The sequence below is a fragment of the Bartonella ancashensis genome, assembly GCF_001281405.1.
In the GTDB taxonomy this organism is placed as follows: domain Bacteria; phylum Pseudomonadota; class Alphaproteobacteria; order Rhizobiales; family Rhizobiaceae; genus Bartonella; species Bartonella ancashensis.
In genome coordinates this window covers 1,142,660-1,161,634 of sequence record NZ_CP010401.1, presented here as the reverse complement: position 1 = coordinate 1,161,634, position 18,975 = coordinate 1,142,660, and the positions used below count along the sequence as shown (strand labels likewise).

Sequence of the window (18,975 nt, the reverse complement as noted above, 5' to 3'; positions counted from 1 at the left end):
ATTAATAAAATCTTTTTAGGCTATTTTTGTTTACCGCAAGTGTCGCGTGAGATAATGTTCAATAGCAGTGATAAAACAATGAATTAGCCCTACGATGGAGAGGTAAATAATAGAGATCCAAATGTAAACTTGAAAATCGAATGTACGTGCGTAAATTAATTTGGCAATTCCCATTAAATCATAAATTGTCAAAAGTGAAGCAATGGCACTAGATTTAAGTATCAAGATAAATTCATTTCCTAAAGGGCGTAAAGCTATAACTATTGCTTGTGGTAAAATAATTTTTAAAAATATCGTAGAATTGCGCAGACCTAAAGCCTTTGCTGCTTCATATTGTTCAACTTTTATTGATGAAAAACTTCCAGTAAATATTTTTGCTTGATAAGCAGCAGAATTGAGTGAAAAAATGAAAAGACAACAATACCACGCGTTTTGAAAAAACCACCATAAATCAATTTTTTCCCAAAATCCTTTCATTGATCCGAGGCCGTAGTAAAAGAGAAAAAGCTGCACTAATAAAGGAGAGCTACGAAAAAAGTAGATATAGGCTTGTGCTAAATAACGTAAGGGTTTTTTATTTGACAAATATGAAAAAGTGACAAACATACTAAAAAAAAGTCCAGAAAAAAAGGAAATAAATACAAGCTCAATTGTGACAATAAACCCCTTAATCAGCTGAGGGCCGTGTTGATTAAGGAGATCAGAACTGAAAAGAGAGTAAAGCCATGCAGGGGTCATTAAGCTAGAACCCTTTTATAGCTTATTTGAGTATTCTTTTCTAAATATCGAAAAATAGCAGAAGAAATTGCTGAAAATGATAGATAGAATATGCAGGCTATGAGATAAAAAAATATAGGTTTATTAGTTGTTGCAGCTGCTAAATTTGCTTGTCGCATGAGGTCAACGAGAGAAATTGTTGAGACAAGAGATGTATCCTTGAGTAGCATAAGCCAATTATTAGAAAGCCCTGGTAAAGCATTGCGAATCAGTTGAGGAAAAATAATCTGAAAAAATGTAATTGAACGCGAGAATCCCAGGGCTTGAGCTGCTTCATACTGTCCTTTATCAACAACTTTGAATGCTCCGATCCAAACATCACATGAAAAGGCTGCAAAAACCATGCTAAGTGCTAAAACACCAGAAACAAAAGCATTGATACTTACAATGATTTCAATATTAAAGTAGTCAAGCGTCATTTGAATAATATTTTGCAAACCATGATATACAAGAAACAAAATCAAAAGTTCTGGTAATGCACGAAATATCACCGAAAAAATGGTAGCTATAACCCGTGCAGTTTTGATGTTTGATTGAATCATCATTGCACCTATGAGCCCTAACGGGAACCCTAAAAGTGCACAACATACGGATAATGATAATGTTACACCTGCACTCAACAGCATCACCGCACCCCATCCCCCATTACCGAAAGACAGTAGCGCCAAATTTTCAATCATCTATAAAATCCTAACAAAAACTTAAGTATGTCCTCATCAGAGATGTAGGTTTTTTTTATTTACGCTTCAGCTTGCTTTAATAAATATCAAAATCGAAATATTTTTTCATAATTTTATCGTATGTCCCATCAATACGAATCTCTTGTATAGCTTCATTAAAGGCATTTTTTAGGTCTTCATTATTTTTACGCAGGCCAATTGCGACAGGGAACTTTGAAGATTTGATAGTTCCCAAAAGTTCACAACATTCTTTGCCATCATTTGCAAGCCAATTCAATATTTGCAATTTATCAATGAGGATAACATCAAGGCGATGATTTAGAAGATCACGATTGGCTTCTATTGTGGTGGGATAAATTTTTACATTTACCCCTTGAGGTGCATAATTATCTTCTGCATATGTTGCCTGTACCGTATTTGATTGTACACCAATATTTTTTTCCTTAAATGCTTCCACTGAAATTTCATTTATCTGAGAGTCCTTAGAAACGATAACAGCCGTTTCTGTGCTATAATAGGCATCTGTAAAACTTATTTTTTTAAGTCTCTCTTTTGTGGGAGATAGTGATGCAACGATGGCATCATACTTTTTAGCAAGAAGGCCTGGGATTATTCCATCAAAATTTTGGGCAGTGATAATACATTCAACTTTCATTTTTTCGCAAAGTGCGTAGGCTATGTCAATATCGAATCCGTGTAGTTTGTTATTTGAGTCCATGTAGTTGAAAGGAGGGTAAGCGCCTTCACTTGCAATTCTTAGTGTTTTTGCATTAGCTTGTTGAGAAAATAGCACCATGCTTGCTGCAAGGGTTACTGCAAATAGTTTCATTATGTTCTCCTAGTTGGGTACACAGGAAGCTACCACATTATCATGCTCTTGAGATCAGTGATTTTTACCGAAAAAACGAAATAATACGTAGATTCCTTTTTGGATACAGCCATGATGGGTCATGAATTAGTGTCATGTAGCTCATAGTGTAAACAATTTATCAAAGACATTTGTAGTCGTCGTTTCATCTGTGTAAATTTGTAATGAATGATATTGAATTGTGATGTTCTAAGCATGTCAATATTTTAATAATTAAAGGGATAATTAATCAACAAAGCCCCGTTGAATCAAAACAACATTGATTTTATTGTTTTGAATCTATACGATTATCCATAGTAACGTAATTTCGTTTAACGTGACCCATATAAAGTTGGCGTGGTCTACCGATTTTTTGCGCTGGATCTTCAATCATTTCTTTCCACTGAGCAACCCAGCCAACACTACGCGCTAATGCGAAAAGAACAGTAAACATTTCAGTAGGGAAACCCATGGCCCTCAATGTAATACCAGAATAAAAATCAATATTAGGATAGAGTTTCTTTTCAATAAAATATTCATCATTGAGAGCAATGTGTTCAAGCTCCATAGCGATATCAAAGAGTGGATCATTTTGAATATTTAATTCTTTTAAAACCTCATGACAGGTTTTTTGCATAAGCTTTGCACGTGGATCATAATTTTTATAAACTCGATGACCAAATCCCATGAGGCGAAAAGGATCATTTTTATCTTTTGCACGCGCAATGAATTCAGGAATTTTTTTAATAGAACCGATTTCCTGCAGCATTTTTAGGCATGCTTCATTTGCACCACCATGGGCTGGTCCCCAAAGACATGCAACACCTGCTGCAATGCAGGCGAATGGATTAGCCCCTGATGATCCCGCGAGACGCACTGTTGATGTTGATGCATTTTGTTCATGGTCTGCGTGAAGAGTAAATATTCGATCCATAGCTTGAGAAAGAACAGGATTTACAACATATTCTTCGCAAGGAACAGAGAAACACATATGAAGAAAATTAGCTGCATAGCCAAGGTCATTACGTGGATATACAAAGGGTTGTCCGATGCTGTATTTATATGCCATCGCAGCAAGAGTTGGAACCTTTGCAATAAGGCGGACAGAGGCAATCATTCGTTGTTGAGAATCCGTAATGTCAATAGAGTCGTGGTAAAATGCAGACATTGCACCAAGGCAGGCAACCATAACAGCCATAGGATGGGAATCACGACGAAAACCATGAAAAAATCGTGCAAATTGTTCATGCACCATTGTGTGCTGCATAATACGGCGATCGAAATCTATTTTTTCTTGTCTATTTGGTAGCTCACCGTAAAGCAAGAGGTAACATGTTTCAAGGAAATCACCATTTTCAGCTAGTTGATCAATGGAATAGCCATGATACAGCAATATCCCTTCATCTCCATCGATATAAGTAATTTTTGATTCACAAGAGGCTGTTGAGGTAAAACCAGGATCGTAGGTAAAAATGTTTGTTTCTTTGTGAAGGGATGCAATTTCAATAACATCAGGACCGATAGTTCCTTTACGCACTGGTAGGTCTATTTTTTTATCATTTATGATAACGCATACTCTATTCTCAGGCATTCAGTCTTCCTTTCGGTTCCCTTATCTTTCATATCCAGGTTCTACCAGATAGGAAGCTATATAATCAAAACATTTTTTAGTTATACGTAAAGTAAATTTGCTATGAAAATAAGCGCATGCAATTGAAGGATAATCTTTTATCAGTTTTAGATATTATATACTTCAATCATTAATTGTTATTATTGAAGTAAAGACACATTTTAATTCTTGTTAAAGAACTTGTACTTCAAATAACCTCATTAGATAGCGTAGATTTTTTTTGCATCTATTTGATCATTTATGCGATTAAGAGATTCAGTTTTTCCTAATAAAACAAGAATATCAAAGACACCTGGCGATGTTGTACGCCCAGTGAGCGCAGCTCTAAGAGGTTGGGCAACTTCTCCGAGTTTAAGTTCTTTCTTTTGTGCGTAACAGCGCAAAGTTTCATTTAAGACCTCTGTGGTCCAGTCAGGGCACGCCTCAAGAATGGGGTAAATTTCTCGTAAGATAATCCATCCATCTCCATTTAATAGTTTTTTTGCTTTTTCATCAAGTTGTAATGGTCGTTCTGCAAAAATAAAAGACGTACCGTCAATGAGCTCAAGAAGTGTTTTTGAACGTTCTTTTACGTATGGTATTGCAGCCAAAAATTGAGCACACCGTTCTGTGTTAAGTTTATTTATTATTTCTATACCACCTTCAATTTCAGGTAAAATACCCAAACTATAATCAAAAAGATTTTGATTATCACTCACACGTATGTAGTGCCCATTAACGGCATCAAGTTTTTTGAAATCAAATCGGGCAGGACCTTTATTGATGTCATCAATATCAAACCAAGAAATCATATCTTCAGTTGAGATGATTTCATCATTGCCATGGCTCCAGCCGAGGCGAACAAGATAGTTGCGTAGAGCATCAGGAAGATATCCCATTGTTCTGTAGTTTTCAACACCGAGTGCGCCATGCCGTTTCGATAATTTTGCACCATTTTCACCATGAATCAGTGGAATATGCGCCATTACAGGAATTTCCCATCCCATTGCATTGAAAATGATTGCCTGGCGAGCTGCGTTTGTAAGATGATCATCACCACGGATGATATGAGTGATTCCCATATCATGATCATCAACAACGACAGCATGCATATAGGTTGGAGTCCTATCAGAGCGTAAAATAATGAAATCATCAAGATCTTTATTTGGAAAAAGGATCTTCCCCTGAACACGGTCATGTAAGACAGTTTCTCCATTTTGCGGTGCTTTGATGCGAATGACAGGTCTTACACCCTTAGGAGCTTTGGAAATATCACGATCACGCCACCGTCCATCATAGCGTGGTGGACGGCCTTCTGCACGGGCATTTTCTCGCATTTGCGCTAATTCTTCGGGAGAAGCGTAGCAATAATAAGCCTTACCATTTTTTACCAATTGCTCAGCAACTTGACGATGACGTTCTGCTCGTTCAAATTGCGAAATAGGATCTCCGTCATAATCAATTCCCATCCAATGCAGACCATCTATGATAGCTTTAACAGCTATATCTGTTGAACGTTCTCGATCTGTGTCTTCAATACGCAGAAGCATCTTTCCATTATTATGTTTTGCGTATAACCAGTTAAAGAGAGCGGTACGAGCACTACCGATGTGAAGAAAACCTGTAGGCGATGGTGCAAAACGGGTAATGACAGACATGGGAATATCCTTTCCATAAGATGTTATCCGTGGAACCGTATTAAGTGATCATGTTAGCATAGCTGATGGAGTGTGCAATAGTCGCACTTTTAAGTAAAGCGGGAGGGTGAAAATATTGGATAAAAGCAATCCATCAACAGAATCTGTTTTGGAGAATGCAAATTTAACTTTAGCCCAAAAGGGGTTTCCTCTCATCATTGATGTTCCAAAGGATGCGACCTATGATGAGAAGAAATTTTCTTTATCTTCTCGTGTGATAGAAGGCATTGTTCTTGTACAGCAATGGTTTATGGAGTGCATAAGAAAAGAAATTTCTTTTGGGCTACCTTTTTTGTTGATTTTAGTATTTTGCGTTGTAGGAGCTATTTTTTATTTCAATTTAGACAAAGAACCAAGTTGGGAGCAATTTGTTGCACTGATTATTTTACTTTTCGGGTTGCTGTATGGTGCACGCAATTATTATAGCGTGTGGTTAATTGTTTGTTTTTTGTGTTGCATTGTACTGGGAGCTTTGTTTGCAAAAATAGAGACGTGGCGTATGTCTACACCGATGTTAAGTAGCAACATTTCTACCACATTAACAGGACGTGTTGTTTCTGTTGAAGCTTTAGAAAAGGGGGGATTTTATGTAATTGTAGATGTATTGAAAACAGAAAAGCCAATTTTACGTCATAGTCCTGATCGTGTGCGTTTAACCGCAAAATATTTACCATCTAAGTTATCTCCGGGTGATGGTTTATATGGAAGGGTAAGGCTTCACGCTTTGTCTGGAGCTATGCGTCCAGGAGGTTATGATTTTAGCTTCCATAATTATTTCAAAGGAATTGGTGCTTATGGAACTTACTTAGGCCAACCAATCAAGATATCTGTTTTTCAACCGGGCGCTTTATTAGCGCGGACCTCACAGAAAATTGAAAATCTACGCATGGAAATGACTCTGAGGATAAGTGCAGCCATTGATGGAGAAAATGGTAAGGTTTCTTCTGCCTTAATAACAGGACAGCGTGGCGGTATTTCAGATAATACCAACGAGGCATTGAGAACATCTGGATTGGCACATATCTTATCAATATCAGGTTTGCATATGGCTTTGCTCAGTGGCATAGTTTTTATTTTTATACGTGTTTTTTTTGCATTTTTTCCAGTTTTTTCATCTCATTATTCAACAAAAAAAATTGCTGCTATTGCTGCATTAATAATTGCAGCTTTTTATTTAGCATTATCTGGAGCTAGTGTCTCGGCTCAAAGGAGTTTTGTGATGGTTGCTACTATGTTGATTGCTATATTATGCAACCGTTCTGGCATCACAATGCGTAGTTTTGCTATTGCTGCTTTGGTGGTTATTGCTATTTCTCCACATGAAATATTAGGTCCTAGTTTTCAAATGTCATTTTCAGCAACTGCAGCTTTAATTGCTGCTTTTGAGTGGTGGGCTAAAAGGCGATCTTCTGATGTAAAAAAACAATACCATCCTCTATTGGAGCTAAAGTATTTCGCTTTATTTTTTTATCAGTTGTTTCAATTTGTTCATCTTCTCTTATTGCAGGTTCTGCTAGTGGAATTTATGCTGCACATCATTTTTACTAATGTGGCATCACTTAGTGTAATTAGCAATGTTTTGGCTCTTCCTATCGTATCAATCTTAGTAATGCCTTTTGGACTAGTGGCAGTACTCGCAATGACTTTAGGGCTTGAATGGTTCCCATTGCAAATTATGGGTTTTGGTATTGGTCTTGTGATTAAGATTGCCTATATGATAGCATCTATTTCTCCTACGTTTAATCCAGGATTTATACCGTCATCTGCGTTAATTTTTTTAAGTTTAGGTTTAACAGGTTTAATTTTTTTCAAAACACCGTTGAGATTCATTTTTGCTATCCCCATAATCGCAGGTGTACTGATTTATGGAATATGTTCATCTGTGCAACTGATTGTATCAGATGGTATGAACCTCGTGGGTGTTATCAATAAGAAGACGTTATATATCGATAAGTCTCGTGCATCCAAGTTTACCATATCTCAATGGAAGAGGTTATTTGATGTTGATGAAATTATTAAACCAACAAGAAGTGGGCCAACATTGAACGGACAATTTATTTGTGATGATAATGTTTGTACATCTCTACCAAAAGATGGATTAAGAGTTTCTATTTTACGTAGAAAAACTAGTCAATGCATAAAGGTAGATGTCGTAATTAAAGAATCTACGGTAGATGATCGAGTGTGTGTTCAAATATCAGGAATAATGATCACGCCTCAGCAGCTTTTATCAAGAGGGAGTGTTATGGTAACCAGAAATAAAGTTGTTATGTGGTCTTCTGTGGGTTTTCATCGACCGTGGAGCATGCATAGGCAAGATTTAGAAAAGTTAGGTATATAAACATTCTCATTGCTATTTCAGATTGATTAAGGTGGTAAAAGTATAGCTCAAATGCTACAAGAAGTTGGCTACAAGACCTTGATATTGAAAATAAATTTCAGTTTTATTTAGAGGAATATACTTAATTGGATGGTATTTTTTCAAATATCATGCACCGTGTATTGTCTTCATGTTTTAAATTTTATCTGAACTATGTTCAGTAGGTTTTTATGATCAATTGAAACATTTTTTATTTTTAAAAGGTATAAAGTTTTTACAAAATTATAAAAATGGGGGGTAAGAATAAAGAAGGAACAGATTGTTTTTCTAGCTCACTTATGGTTTTAAAGATATGGTTGATATTATAGCAAAGTTGTTGCTTTTAAGAACAAGTGATTTTACCCCAGTTTTTGTCAGGCTTGGTAAATAAGTTTACGAAGGGATTTCGTTGATTATTGTGTTACGCTTCTGGTATTTTAAGATTGGATGATGATAAATGAATCTGCAATAAGTTAAATCGATATAATGCTTTTTTTACCGTTAACTCATAATATGTATAGATAATAAGTTAAAAGGAAAAATAACTTATGGATGCTCAGGAATTAAAAAAACTGGCAGCGGCAAAGGCACTTGAGTTTATTCAGGATGGTATGCAGCTTGGTATTGGTTCTGGTTCGACAGTTAATGAGTTTGTTCGCCTTCTTGGGGAACGTGTTGCTGGTGGTTTACGCGTTATGGGAGTGGTTACATCACGTTATTCTGAACAGTTGTGTCATCAGTTTGGGGTGCCTGTTACTACCTTAGAAAAAATGCCTGATCTTGACCTTGATATTGATGGAGCAGATGAAATTGATCCACATATGGCCTTAATTAAAGGAGGTGGTGGGGCATTATTGCGCGAAAAGATTGTTGCTTCCGCCTCTCGTTCGGTATTGATTATAGCCGATGAAACAAAATTAGTAAGAAAGCTTGGCGCCTTCCCACTTCCAGTTGTTGTTAATCAGTTTGGTGTAAATGTTACCCGTAGAGCTATTGAAAAAGTAGCCGATGATTTTGGTTTTTCAGGAAAGATAACGTTACGGATGAATGGGGACAATCCCTTTGAAACGGATGACAACTTCTTTATCTTTGATGTAGCTTTTGGGTATATTGCACAGCCAGAGTTGTTATCTGCTGCACTTTATGAGATTCCAGGTGTTGTTGAACATGGACTTTTTTTGGGGGTAGCATCACGTTCAATCATAGCGATGGCAACAGGTGATGTTCAAGTTTCAGAATCAAAGCATTATTAAAAATTTCAATTATAGTAACCAATGCAGGTTACAATAACTACGGAGTAATTATTGGATGAAAAATATATCTTCTTTTCAGCGCGTTGTTGCACTGTTCTGTTTAGTTACCTTTTTAGCTGTAAATATCGGGGTATCTTATGCGCAAAATGTCAGTGAACAGCATTTAGAAGCTGCTAAAAAAATGATAAAGGTGATACACGCAACTGATCAGTTTGATAGTTTTTTGCCAACAGCTGCGCGAGATCTTAAGAATGAATTAGTGAGTAGTGATCCAAATTTGGAAGCGGTTATTTCTGATATTGTTGATAAAAATGCGCTTGCTTTGGCCAAGCGGCGTGCTGATTTAGAAAAAGCAATTGCTTATGTGTACACAAAGTACTTTAGTTTAGAGGAACTTGATAAGATTACAGTATTTTATAGTTCTGATGTTGGTAAAAAATTTCTAACAGAGGTTCCTAACATTGCGCGTGACTCTTATGCCGTATTTAACGAATGGAGTTCTTCTCTTATGGAAGATCTTGTGAAAAATGTTGAGAATGATATGGCTAAGACAGTTCGTTTAAACAAGTTAGCGGATCCTAAAAAATCTTTTCCTTCAAAAAGTTTGAAGTAGTTTTGTCAATTATGTTACGGGTGAGATAACATTAACAATTGGCTATTTTTATTGAATGAGGCAAGCTTCGCTAAGATTTAAAAAAATGAGCGTCTCTGCCTATATGGGTAGAGTTTTTCTTAGGATATAGAAACTTTTTGGGGTGAGTAAATGACTGCAGCTTGTGCGGGTTGAGCTTTATAGGAGGGAGAGGTCTATGACGTCTTTTGATTTTGATTTGTTTGTTGTTGGAGGTGGTTCTGGTGGGGTGCGTGCTGCTCGCCTTGCTGGAGCACTTGGTAAGCGTGTTGCTATAGCAGAAGAACACCGTGTGGGTGGTACTTGTGTTATCCGTGGTTGTATCCCTAAAAAGCTTTTTGTTTATGCGTCGCAGTATGCACGGGCTTTTAGTGAAAGTACTGGTTTTGGGTGGCAATGTACAAATCCAATTTTTGATTTGCAGAAATTGATTGCAAACAAAGATAAAGAAATATCAAGATTAGAAGGCCTCTATCGTAATACACTGAGAAGTAACAATGTTCATATTTATGAGAGCCGTGCTACCTTCATAGACGATCATATGTTGGAACTTTCTAAAACAGGTGAGCGGCTGAGGGCAAAAGAGATTTTAATTGCAACAGGAGCAAGAGTTACTCCTCCTATGGTGGTAGGAGGTGATTTATTTCTTACTTCTAACGAAATCTTTGATCTTAAAAAATTACCAGAATCAATAATAATTGTTGGAGGTGGTTACATTGGTGTTGAGTTTGCTGGTATCTTTCACGCATTAGGAGTCAATACCACATTGATTCATCGTGGTGACCTTATTCTTCGTGGTTTTGATTACGATTTGAGAAAGATTCTCAGTGATGTAATGATTGAAAAGGGAATTTCCATTATTTATGGAGAAATACCTTCTCGAGTAGAGGTTAATAATAAGCACTATGATATTACTTTGTCGAATGGACAAATTTTAAGTGCTGATCAAGCTGTTTGGGCTGCGGGGCGTGTACCTAATACGATGGGCTTAGGACTTGAAGATGTAGGGGTTAAGCTTAATAATTCTGGTGCGATCATTGTTGATGAAAAGATGATGACAAATGTGCCACATATTTGGGCAGTTGGAGATGTAACAGGGAATGCTCAATTAACACCTGTGGCCATCCACGAGGCAATGTGCTTTGTTAAAAACGTGTTTAAAGATATTCCAACAGTACCTGATTATGATTTAATTCCGACGTCTGTTTTTTCGCAGCCAGAGATTGGAACGGTCGGTATTTCAGAAGAAGATTCTGTAGGCCTGTATAAGCGTGTTGAAATTTACCGTACATTATTTCGTCCCATGCGAAATACTCTTTCAGGAATTTCCGAAAAAACTTTTATGAAACTCGTTGTTGATGGTGAAAGTCGTGTTGTCGTTGGTGCACATATTTTAGGGGAGGGCGCCAGTGAGATGGTGCAGCTTATAGCAGTGTCTCTTAAAGGAAAACTAACAAAAGATGTTTTTGATGCTACTATGGCACTGCATCCAACTGCGGCAGAAGAATTAGTGACAATGTATGAACCGAGTTATGTATATGAAAATGGAAAAAGGTTATAAAAATAGTAAAAGCTCGTGGTAAGTAAGAAGTGTTTACAATAGGGGCATGGATGGTGAGTGTAATGGTAAGTGGTGGGGATTTTAAGAAAAGTAGCCTAGTGGATTGGGTACAACTTTCAGTTTTTTGTGAGTGAATATCGAAAAAGGCAGATATAAATACTTCATCCTGGTTTTTACTAGTGAAATGTGTAATCTAACAGTTGTTGTTATTAAAGGATCATGTATTTGTTGAGAGGTGTACGGTAGTTATTAAGGTATCTTGTCTATTGTGTATTTTTGCACTAAGTGCCCTGGTGTTTCAGAACATATTCAGAAAGAGTAGGAAGGCTACTGTCAGTGGTTTATAAATTTAGCTATTATTCGATTCTTTGATGGCTTTTAGAAATGAACTCATTTTATGTTTTAGTGAGTTTTGCTCGCTGTAGCCGATATAAAGACGGATTATAGAGTATCTTGGGGTGGTAAAGGATTGAAACAGGGATGGTTTCAATTTTTTGTCTTAGTGCGCGTATTCTAAGCTTGTGATTGTACGATATTGTTGTAATTATGGTTTTTCTAAAAAATAAGAGTTTTTTGAATATATTAAGGGGAAGTGATTTACAAGGATGGTGTTTATATTAAAATTGCAGACCTTGTAATTTAACTGAAGACATGGACACCGTATATGCGTATTTTGGTGATTTCTTAAGATTGTCAATTATAGTCCTCACTCATTGAACAATGAAGAGAACAGCTAATAAGACTGTATGTAGAGTTTTTATTTTGTCATTCATTGATTTCTTTGAAAAATGTTAGATTATCAAAATAAAATTTATGCTACGATAGACTGGTTATGGTGATACAAAAGTTCATAAAAGATGATTTTCGGATTGTTGTTGCTCAGTTAAATCCTGTCATGGGTGATATTGAGGGAAATTTGTCTCTTGCAAAAATGGCTTATCAGGAAGCACAAGAGAAAAATGCTGATCTCATGCTATTAACTGAGCTTTTTGTAAGTGCGTATTCACCAGAAGATCTTGCACTTAAGCCTTCTTTTGTGAAATCTTGTGAAAATGCAGTTAAAAAATTAGCAGAAGTTACAAAGGATGGGCCAGGCATTGTTATTGGTACTCCAATAAGCAACGGTAAAGCTGTTTATAATGGTGTCATGTTTCTTGATGATGGGAAGGTTATTGCTGAGTATTTGAAATTTGATTTGCCAAATTACGCTGAGTTTGATGAGAAACGCGTATTTTCTCCTGGTCCATGTCTTGAACCTATTGTTTACCGTGGAGTGGTGTTAGGCATTGTGATTTGCGAAGATATATGGAATAATCCTTCTATTTGTGAAGATCTTAGAAAGAAGGGGGCTGAGATCATTCTCGTTTCTAATGCCTCTCCTTATCGTCGTCATAAAACGTTGGAACGTATCAGTATTGTTTGTGAGCAAGCTATTCGATCTGCTGTACCAATTATTTACGCTAATCAAGTTGGTGGTCAGGATGAGCTTGTTTTTGATGGGGGCTCTTTTGCATTGGATGGGCAAGGGGCAATAGCATTTCAGATGAAACACTTTGAAAGCCATGTTGCATTAACTCATTGGCAAAAAAAATCTGTTGGATGGCAGTGTATTTTGGGACCAAAAGAAGAACTTTTAAGCGGGATTTGTGCTGATTATCACGCCTGTATTTTAGGGCTAGGGGATTATGTTAACAAAAATGGCTTTAAAGATGTTCTTCTTGGTCTTTCGGGAGGCATTGATTCAGCGCTTTGTGCGACAATGGCAGTTGATGCTCTTGGAGCCGACAGGGTTTGTGCAGTAATGATGCCTTATCATTACACCTCTCAAGAATCATTGCAGGACGCTGAAGATTGTGCGCGTCTTTTGAATTGTCGTTACGAAGTAATATCAATTGTTCAGCCTGTTGAGAGTTTTTTAAATGTAATGGCACCTATCTTTTCAGGTCTTCCTTCTGATGTTACGGAGGAAAATATTCAAAGTCGTGTACGTGGCACTGTTTTAATGGCCCTTTCAAATAAATTAGGTTCAATGGTGATTACAACGGGTAATAAGTCAGAAATGGCTGTTGGATATGCGACACTTTATGGCGATATGAATGGTGGTTTTAATCCTATTAAAGATCTGTACAAGATGCATGTTTATGCATTAGCTGAGTGGCGTAATAAAAATTATTCACACCGTTTTTTAGGAAAAGAAGGGGTTGTTATTCCTTCTAATATTATAAAGAAAGCACCATCTGCAGAATTGCGAGAAAATCAAAAAGATGAAGATTTTTTACCACCTTATCCCATTCTAGATGACATCTTGCAATTGCTAGTAGAAGATGACATGAGCATTGACGATGTTGTTCAATGTGGCTATTCACAGGAAGTAGTAAAGCGGATTGAACATTCTCTTTATGTATCCGAACATAAGAGAAGGCAATCTGCGCCTGGTGTTAAAATCAGTTACAAGAGCTTTGGACGCGATCGTCGTTATCCAATTACTAATCGTTTCCGCGATAAAAATTGAGCATTGTTTTATGATAAAAGTTCGTTTTGCCCCATCTCCAACAGGCCATATTCACATCGGCAATATTCGCGTTGCATTATTCAATTGGCTTTACGCGCAAGCGCATAAAGGAATGTTTATTTTGCGTTATGATGATACGGATTTTGAGCGCTCTAAAAAAGAGTATGTTGATGGTATCATGGTTGATCTTAAGTGGCTTGATATTCATCCAGATGAAATTTATTTTCAATCTGAAAGATTTCATCGATATGATGAAGTTGCAGAAATATTGAAGAAGAAAGGTCTTCTTTATCCTTGCTATGAAACGGAAGAAGAATTGGAAAGACGTCGCAAAATGCAGATTTTGCGTAGGCGGCCTCCTGTCTATGATCGTGCGGCGTTAAAGTTGACAGAAGGAGATAAAAAATTACTAGAGGATCAAGGACGTAGGCCTCATTGGCGTTTTCTTTTACCAAATTTTGAAAATAATCCGTTTCAGATTAAGCGAACAGAAGTTTGCTGGGAAGATGTTGTAAAGGGAAAGCAGGCGGTAGATCTTTCTTCTCTTTCAGATCCCATATTGATTCGTGAAGATGGAAGTTACCTTTATACATTGCCTTCTGTTGTTGATGATATTGATATGGGCATTACCCATATCATTCGTGGAGATGATCATATTACAAATACAGGGACGCAGTTTGCTATCTTAAAGGCTCTTAATGCGCAGCTTCCTACCGTAGGACATATTAATCTTTTAACTACAGTTTCAGGAAAAGGGCTTTCAAAACGCAATAGTGATCTTTCTATTCGTTCTTTGAGGGAAGAGGGATTTGAACCTGCAGCTATCCAATGTCTTGCCGTTTTAACTGGAACGTCGAGTAATGTACAAGCTTATCGTGACCAAAAGTCTCTTTTGAAGCATTTTAACCTTCAAAATACATCAAAGTCAGCCGCAAAATTCAGTGTTGTAGATCTTGTTTCTTTGAACAGTCATTTTGTACGTGATTTAACTTATGAGGAAGTTAGAAATCGGCTAGAAGATCTTTGTATTAACGGAGAAAAGGCAGAGAATTTTTGGAATGCCATAAGGGGTAATATTGATAAAGTAAATGACGCAGTTTTATGGTGGGATATTATTCACAGTAGTAAAGCTTTTGGTACTGTTCCTTTAGAAGATCATGTGTTTGTGCGGCAGTCTGCAGCTCTATTACCTGAAGGAGCTTTAAATGATGACAGTTGGAAAATTTGGACAACTACATTAAAGGAAAGAACGGGGCGTCAAGGAAGATCTTTGTTTATGCCGTTACGTCAGGCTTTAACAGGAAGAGAGCATGGTCCTGAGATGGGGAAAATCTTGCCACTTTTAGGGCGTGAGAGGGTAATCAATAGACTAAACATTTAGAACAAATCAGCAATATTGGGAGAAGATTTTATTCTTTGTGCGTTGGTTTTTAAGCACTAATTCTCAGTTTAGCTATGGGTTTTTATGAGCATAAATGCTGGAATGTTGTCACCAAACCCGAAAAGAGGAGGATCTTCTTTTTTTCAGCAAGATTGTCGAAAGGTGTCTTGTTGCTCGCTGTTTTAGTATGAGAAGTTGTACCCTTTCCGTCTTTTTGAGAAAAGGAGGCGGTGCGTTTCCTTTTTGAAGATGTTTGTAATGATTCCGTTGTAGGCTTTGTTTCTGAAGAAGAGCTCTTTATTTCATCGTTATCTACTAAAGTAGGGAGATCTCCATCGAGCCATTCAATTTTTTCGTTGCTCATTTCTTCGATTGCATTGATATATTTTTGATCAGTTTTTGTAACAATTGTGAAAGCCTTACCGGTCCGTTTTGCACGTCCTGTACGTCCAATGCGGTGAATGTAGTCCTCAGCATGTGTAGGAACGTCATAGTTAAACACATGGCTTACATCTGGAATATCAAGTCCACGGGCCGCAACGTCAGAAGCAACAAGAAATTTGAGCTTATTTTCCTTGAAATTTGCTAATGTATTCATGCGGGAGTGTTGGTCCATATCACCGTGAAGCGCTCCTGCACTGAAATTATACTTTACAAGTGATCTAAAAAGTTCAGAAACATCTCTTTTTCGGTTACAGAAAATGATAGCATTTTTGAGTTCAGCACTTTCGCTACGGATAATTTCTCGTAAAATGGCTCTTTTTTCCCATGCTTTATTTCCAGATTTTACGAGTCTTTGCGTTATCGTTTGGGCACTCGAGGATGCTTTTGTAATCTCAATACACACGGGTGATTGTAAGAATTGCTCTGTCAATTTTGTAATTTCTGGCGTCATTGTTGCAGAAAAAAACAATGTTTGACGTTTAGAAGGGGTTAATTTACAGATCCGTCCAATATCCGGAATAAACCCCATATCCAGCATACGATCTGCTTCATCAATAACGAGTATTTCAACGCCCATTAAGAGCAATTTACCACGCTCAAAATGATCAAGAAGACGCCCTGGAGTTGCTATAAGAACATCGGCACCTCTTTCCAATTTATAATCTTGATGCTCAAAGGAAACCCCACCGATCAAAAGAGAAACATTTAGACGGTGGTTTACACCATATTTGTCAAAGTTTTCTTTAACTTGGGCAGCAAGTTCTCGTGTTGGTTCTAATATAAGAGTACGAGGCATCCTAGCCTTTGCACGACCCTTCTCGAGTAATGTGAGCATTGGTAAGACGAAAGATGCTGTTTTCCCGGTACCTGTTTGAGCAATTCCCAGAATATCTTTGCGTTGAAGCACATGAGGAATTGTCTCACTTTGAATCGGGGTTGGACTCGTATACCCCGCGGATTGAACCGCTTTTATCGTTTTTGGAGAAAGACCTAAATTATTAAAATTATCCACAGATGAGGGCACACTATTTATCGGTTGTTTTGCAATATTAACTACGTCAGTCATGATATTGGTAAGGCTAAGAATTTCACATTACAAGAAGGGGTAAGGTGGATTGGTGAAAAAGTCAACTGGAACGTATCCTACATGTGTAGAAAGTGATACAAAATGATTAATGGCGAAATTGTTCTGATAAGATGCGTTCATCCCATGAATGGTTAGAATCAAAAAGTATGGAGACTTTTATTTCCATAGCGGAAGAGATAGTCACTGATTGGACAGATTTTACTTCAACGTTATCTGCAGCAGCATTAACAGGACGTTTGTCAGCCTCAAGCATGTCAAAATGTACTACCACTGTATTAGGGAGCAGTGCTCCACACCAATGCCGAGGACGGAAAGGGCTGATAGGTGTAAGCGCCATAAGGGGAGCCATAAGCGGTAAAATGGGACCACGTGCTGATAAATTGTATGCAGTTGATCCTGCTGGGGTTGCAACGAGAATACCATCACAATTCAATTGTTTCATACGAACTTTTCCATCGATACTAATGCAGACTTTAGCAGCTTGATAAGATTGACGGAACAGGGACACTTCATTAATTGCAAGTGCTTCTACACATTCCTGGGATTCAAAATTCGCGATCATGCGTAACGGATGGATTTCCTTTTTATGTGCTGCGGCAATGCGATTCGGCAACTTATTTTCGTGGAATTTATTCATCAAGAACCCTACTGAACCTCGATTCATACCATAGATAGGTTTTCCGCTATTCATAACCTTTCGCACTGTTTGTAACATTGTTCCATCTCCTCCGATAGAGATAACTACGTCGGCTTCTTCTAGAGTAGAGTGGCCATAAATGGAAATTAATTTGTTGGTGGCCTTCATGGCTTCTTCAGTTTCAGCGGAAATAAAGTGAAAGCGATTGGGTGATAAATTCATTAAAAACTATCCTAATATACACAACTTATTTTTAGGTTTAAAAAGCGAACATAAAGGTCATTTAATTAAAAGAGAACAGTTTTACATAAGAGGTAGTTTGCTTAGGGAAAAACATCATGGTTTTTCCGATAGCATAAAAAATTAAATAATAGCTATTCTTTTTATAATTTCGAGTGAGAACAGTAATTCTTCATTGAAGCTGAAGGCATGATCAGTTAGAAGTTACGTACAGCAGTTGGTAAATGATCGTAAGCACCCGTAGCTCAGCTGGATAGAGCGCTGCCCTCCGAAGGCAGAGGTCACAGATTCGAATTCTGTCGGGTGCACCAGTTTTTCCCCTTTATTGCGATTGTGATGAGGTAGAGAAGGGCTTTTCATTTTTAAGTAACGCTAGTGATAATTAGAATTTCTCTTATAACTCTTAGTAAGTTTTCCAATGGGTAGTTATTTTGTTTTCTTGGAATAATTTAAGGAAAACATAGAAGAGCATACGCAAATCTTAGATCTTTGCACCATTCTATACTTCGAAAATATCAGAAATAGAACATAAAGAATCATAAAATAAAATGGTGGGCATGACAGGGATCGAACCTGTGACCCCTACGATGTCAACGTAGTGCTCTCCCGCTGAGCTACATGCCCACATTGTCTTGTGCATACAGCACATAGGAATACAAACGTCAATGTTTGTTTTATTTTTTAATTAAAGATAGAATAATAGGAACAAAGTGTCCATTCAAGCAGCCAAAAGCATTTTTTCAACTTCATGAACTAATTCACGTAGATGAAATGGCTTAGAAAGTATTTTTGCATCAGGAGGAGCAGAATTGCTTGAATTTAGCGCGACCGCTGCAAACCCCGTAATGAACATAACGCGTAAATCAGGATCAATTTCTGTAGCACGACGTGCTAGCTCAATCCCATCCATTTCTGGCATCACGATATCAGTCAAAAGGAGAGAAAATGGCTCTTCTTGTAAACATTCATATGCGCTGGCACCATTATCAAAACCAACAACTTCATAGCCCGCACGTTCCAATGCTTTTGCGAGGAATCGGCGCATATCATTGTCATCTTCCGCAAGCAAAATTCGTTTCATAGTTATATCCATTTGTTACATACGTCAGAGATTTTTGCATTATATATTATAAGCTGTTCATAAAAAAACTATAAATCACCTGATAACTTGAATGAGTAGAAAAATGGTTAATTCTCACAACTTCATAGTATGTGTTAAGAAGACATCGTTTTTTTAGCCCTGGCAAATAAAGTACGTAA

Annotated in this window: 14 protein-coding genes and 2 tRNA genes; 7 read left to right on the top strand and 9 right to left on the bottom strand. The window is 37.3% G+C overall.

The features are described 5' to 3' along the window. Window positions 1-30: 30 nt before the first annotated feature. The 5 genes from PU02_RS05140 to gltX (PU02_RS05120) all read right to left on the bottom strand — a co-directional run bounded on the left by PU02_RS05140 (window position 31) and on the right by gltX (PU02_RS05120) (window position 5,571). Complete coding sequence (locus tag PU02_RS05140) at window positions 31-738, bottom strand: ABC transporter permease (RefSeq protein WP_053944368.1); 708 nt, start codon at window positions 736-738, stop codon at window positions 31-33. Beyond that, the gene (locus PU02_RS05135) at window positions 738-1,457 is read right to left on the bottom strand and encodes an ABC transporter permease (RefSeq protein WP_053944367.1); all 720 of its coding nucleotides are present in this window, start codon (window positions 1,455-1,457) and stop codon (window positions 738-740) included. Before PU02_RS05135 ends, PU02_RS05140 begins: the two co-directional genes overlap by 1 nt. 76 nt (window positions 1,458-1,533) lie before the next feature. Next, window positions 1,534-2,286, bottom strand: coding sequence for a transporter substrate-binding domain-containing protein (locus tag PU02_RS05130; RefSeq protein ID WP_053944366.1), 753 nt, complete (start codon window positions 2,284-2,286; stop codon window positions 1,534-1,536). A gap of 304 nt (window positions 2,287-2,590) precedes the next feature. Next, on the bottom strand, window positions 2,591-3,895 hold the full coding sequence (gene gltA / locus PU02_RS05125; protein ID WP_053944365.1) for a citrate synthase: 1,305 nt from the start codon (window positions 3,893-3,895) through the stop codon (window positions 2,591-2,593). Between the two features lie 239 nt (window positions 3,896-4,134). Next, on the bottom strand, window positions 4,135-5,571 hold the full coding sequence (gltX, locus tag PU02_RS05120; protein ID WP_053944364.1) for a glutamate--tRNA ligase: 1,437 nt from the start codon (window positions 5,569-5,571) through the stop codon (window positions 4,135-4,137). Between the two features lie 115 nt (window positions 5,572-5,686). Here gltX (PU02_RS05120) and PU02_RS05115 point away from each other — a divergent pair, with 115 nt between their 5' ends. The 6 genes from PU02_RS05115 (at window position 5,687) to gltX (PU02_RS05090) (ending at window position 15,307) form a co-directional block, all read left to right on the top strand. Further along, window positions 5,687-7,951, top strand: coding sequence for a ComEC/Rec2 family competence protein (locus PU02_RS05115; protein WP_236824001.1), 2,265 nt, complete (start codon window positions 5,687-5,689; stop codon window positions 7,949-7,951). Between the two features lie 566 nt (window positions 7,952-8,517). Beyond that, window positions 8,518-9,222 (top strand): ribose-5-phosphate isomerase RpiA, encoded by a 705-nt coding sequence (rpiA, locus tag PU02_RS05110; protein ID WP_053944363.1) that lies wholly within the window; start codon window positions 8,518-8,520, stop codon window positions 9,220-9,222. 55 nt (window positions 9,223-9,277) lie between these two features. Beyond that, a complete protein-coding gene (locus tag PU02_RS05105) occupies window positions 9,278-9,835 on the top strand; it encodes a DUF2059 domain-containing protein (RefSeq protein ID WP_053944362.1) in 558 nt (185 codons plus the stop codon). 196 nt (window positions 9,836-10,031) lie between these two features. Beyond that, window positions 10,032-11,414 (top strand): glutathione-disulfide reductase, encoded by a 1,383-nt coding sequence (gorA, locus tag PU02_RS05100; RefSeq protein WP_053944361.1) that lies wholly within the window; start codon window positions 10,032-10,034, stop codon window positions 11,412-11,414. Between the two features lie 832 nt (window positions 11,415-12,246). After that, entirely contained in the window at window positions 12,247-13,926 is a 1,680-nt protein-coding gene (locus tag PU02_RS05095; protein ID WP_053944360.1) for an NAD+ synthase, read from the top strand. A 10-nt stretch (window positions 13,927-13,936) separates the two neighbouring features. After that, a complete protein-coding gene (gene gltX / locus PU02_RS05090; RefSeq protein WP_053944359.1) occupies window positions 13,937-15,307 on the top strand; it encodes a glutamate--tRNA ligase in 1,371 nt (456 codons plus the stop codon). An 82-nt stretch (window positions 15,308-15,389) separates the two neighbouring features. Here gltX (PU02_RS05090) and PU02_RS05085 read toward each other — a convergent pair whose 3' ends face one another. Both PU02_RS05085 and PU02_RS05080 read right to left on the bottom strand, forming a co-directional pair. Beyond that, complete coding sequence (locus PU02_RS05085) at window positions 15,390-16,817, bottom strand: DEAD/DEAH box helicase (protein ID WP_082311414.1); 1,428 nt, start codon at window positions 16,815-16,817, stop codon at window positions 15,390-15,392. 106 nt (window positions 16,818-16,923) lie between these two features. Next, a complete protein-coding gene (locus PU02_RS05080; protein WP_053944358.1) occupies window positions 16,924-17,697 on the bottom strand; it encodes an NAD kinase in 774 nt (257 codons plus the stop codon). Window positions 17,698-17,949: 252 nt separating this feature from the next. On the opposite strand from PU02_RS05080, the gene PU02_RS05075 reads away from it, so the two are divergent. Beyond that, window positions 17,950-18,026, top strand: a tRNA-Arg gene (locus tag PU02_RS05075). 238 nt (window positions 18,027-18,264) lie between these two features. On the opposite strand, the gene PU02_RS05070 is transcribed toward PU02_RS05075, so the two are convergent. Together PU02_RS05070 and cpdR are read right to left on the bottom strand one after the other, a co-directional pair. Further along, a tRNA-Val gene (locus tag PU02_RS05070) sits at window positions 18,265-18,339 on the bottom strand. A 94-nt stretch (window positions 18,340-18,433) separates the two neighbouring features. Then, window positions 18,434-18,796 (bottom strand): cell cycle two-component system response regulator CpdR, encoded by a 363-nt coding sequence (cpdR, locus tag PU02_RS05065; RefSeq protein WP_053944357.1) that lies wholly within the window; start codon window positions 18,794-18,796, stop codon window positions 18,434-18,436. Between the last annotated feature and the right edge of the window lie 179 nt (window positions 18,797-18,975).